Genomic DNA, 2,941 nt, shown 5'->3' on the forward strand with positions numbered 1-2,941 from the left:
TTTTTAATAGTAAGAAGGATGCACGAAAAATGTAAACGCGTAAGATCGTCGGCAGCGTCAGATGTGTATAAGAGACAGCTACTTGTAAGGATAAACGACTGTTTGGGGTTGTATAGTCAAGTAATTAAGTGCATGTGGTGGATGCCTTGGCAGTCAGAGGCGAAGAAAGACGTGATAGCCTGCGAAAAGCTCCGGGGAGGCGGCAAATATCCTGTGATCCGGAGATGTCTGAATGGGGAAACCCACTTACCATAAGGTAGGTATTGCAACATGAATACATAGTGTTGCAAGGCGAACGAGGGGAAGTGAAACATCTCAGTACCCTTAGGAAAAGAAATCAATTGAGATTCCCTCAGTAGCGGCGAGCGAAAGGGGAAGAGCCCATTAAGTCATATAAGTTCTAGTGGAACGCTCTGGGAAGTGCGACCGTAGACGGTGATAGTCCTGTACACGAAAGGGCTTATATGATGATGTCGAGTAGGGCGAGGCACGTGAAACCTTGTCTGAATATGGGGGGACCATCCTCCAAGGCTAAATACTCCTGACTGACCGATAGTGAACCAGTACCGTGAGGGAAAGGCGAAAAGAACCCCTGTGAGGGGAGTGAAATAGATCCTGAAACCGCATGCATACAAGCAGTGGGAGCCGGCTTGTGTCCGGTGACTGCGTACCTTTTGTATAATGGGTCAGCGACTTATATTCAGTAGCAAGGTTAACCGAATAGGGGAGCCGTAGGGAAACCGAGTCTTAATAGGGCGCATTAGTTGCTGGGTATAGACCCGAAACCAGGTGATCTATCCATGAGCAGGTTGAAGGTTGGGTAACACTAACTGGAGGACCGAACCCACTGTCGTTGAAAAGCCAGGGGATGACTTGTGGATAGGGGTGAAAGGCTAATCAAACTTGGTGATAGCTGGTTCTCCCCGAAAGCTATTTAGGTAGCGCCTCGGACGAATACCATTGGGGGTAGAGCACTGTTTCGGCTAGGGGGTCATCCCGACTTACCAAACCGATGCAAACTCCGAATACCAATGAGTACTATCCGGGAGACAGACTGCGGGTGCTAACGTCCGTAGTCAAGAGGAAAACAATCCAGACCGCCAGCTAAGGCCCCAAAATTATAGTTAAGTGGGAAACGATGTGGGAAGGCATAGACAGCTAGGAGGTTGGCTTAGAAGCAGCCACCCTTTAAAGAAAGCGTAATAGCTCACTAGTCGAGTCGGCCTGCGCGGAAGATGTAACGGGGCTAAAACTATATGCCGAAGCTGCGGATGCATAATTTATTATGCGTGGTAGGGGAGCGTTCTGTAAGCCGATGAAGGTGGATTGAGAAGTCTGCTGGAGGTATCAGAAGTGCGAATGCTGACGTGAGTAACGACAATGCGAGTGAAAAACTCGCACGCTGAAAGACCAAGGGTTCCAGTCCAACGTTAATCGGGGCTGGGTGAGTCGACCCCTAAGGCGAGGCCGAGAGGCGTAGTCGATGGGAAATTGGTTAATATTCCAATACTTCTGTGTAATGCGATGAGAGGACGGAGAAGGTTAAGTCAGCCTGGCGTTGGTTGTCCAGGTGGAAGGTTGTAGGCATGTATCTTAGGCAAATCCGGGGTACTCTATGCTGAGAACTGATAGCAAGCTGTACTTGTACAGTGAAGTGGCTGATACCATGCTTCCAGGAAAAGTCTCTAAGCTTCAGTTACACAGGAATCGTACCCGAAACCGACACAGGTGGTCAGGTCGAGTAGACCAAAGCGCTTGAGAGAACTCTGCTGAAGGAACTAGGCAAAATGGTACCGTAACTTCGGGAGAAGGTACGCTGTTGTCTGTGATAGGACTTGCTCCTTGAGCGGCCGACAGCCTCAGAAACCAGGCCCCTGCAACTGTTTATTAAAAACATAGCACTCTGCAAACACGAAAGTGGACGTATAGGGTGTGATGCCTGCCCGGTGCTGGAAGGTTAATTGATGGGGTTAGCGTAAGCGAAGCTCTTGATCGAAGCCCCAGTAAACGGCGGCCGTAACTATAACGGTCCTAAGGTAGCGAAATTCCTTGTCGGGTAAGTTCCGACCTGCACGAATGGCATAATGATGGGGGCGCTGTCTCCAGCAGAGACTCAGTGAAATCGAATTCGCCGTGAAGATGCGGTGTACCCGCGGCTAGACGGAAAGACCCCGTGAACCTTTACTGCAGCTTGACATTGAACTTTGATCTTACTTGTGTAGGATAGGTGGGAGGCTTTGAAGCAGCGACGCTAGTTGCTGTGGAGCCAATCTTGAAATACCACCCTGGTAATATTGAGGTTCTAACTCTGTCCCGTTATCCGGGACGAGGACCATGTCTGGTGGGTAGTTTGACTGGGGCGGTCTCCTCCTAAAGAGTAACGGAGGAGTACGAAGGTGCGCTCAGCGTGGTCGGAAATCACGCGTAGAGTATAAAGGCAAAAGCGCGCTTAACTGCGAGACCCACAAGTCGAGCAGGTACGAAAGTAGGTCTTAGTGATCCGGTGGTTCTGTATGGAAGGGCCATCGCTCAACGGATAAAAGGTACTCTGGGGATAACAGGCTGATACCGCCCAAGAGTTCATATCGACGGCGGTGTTTGGCACCTCGATGTCGGCTCATCTCATCCTGGGGCTGAAGCAGGTCCCAAGGGTATGGCTGTTCGCCATTTAAAGAGGTACGCGAGCTGGGTTTAGAACGTCGTGAGACAGTTCGGTCCCTATCTACCGTGGGCGTTGGAAATTTGAGAGGATCTGCTCCTAGTACGAGAGGACCAGAGTGGACGAACCTCTGGTGTACCGGTTGTCACTGTCTCTTATACACATCTCCGAGCCCACGAGACAAAAAAAAAAAAATCCCCATACTCTACCCATTCCTTTCCTCCCCCTACCTCTCCCCCCCCCATAACCCCTCACTTTAACACCCTTTCTCTTCTCCTTTTC

General features: G+C 50.2%; 1 rRNA gene. It reads left to right on the top strand.

Annotated elements, in window-relative coordinates:
* Positions 1 to 114: 114 nt before the first annotated feature.
* Positions 115 to 2,941, top strand: a 23S ribosomal RNA gene (locus BFN00_RS05570); the annotation flags it as partial.

It is taken from the genome of Acinetobacter sp. AR2-3, assembly GCF_001878775.1.
Taxonomy (GTDB): domain Bacteria; phylum Pseudomonadota; class Gammaproteobacteria; order Pseudomonadales; family Moraxellaceae; genus Acinetobacter; species Acinetobacter lwoffii_D.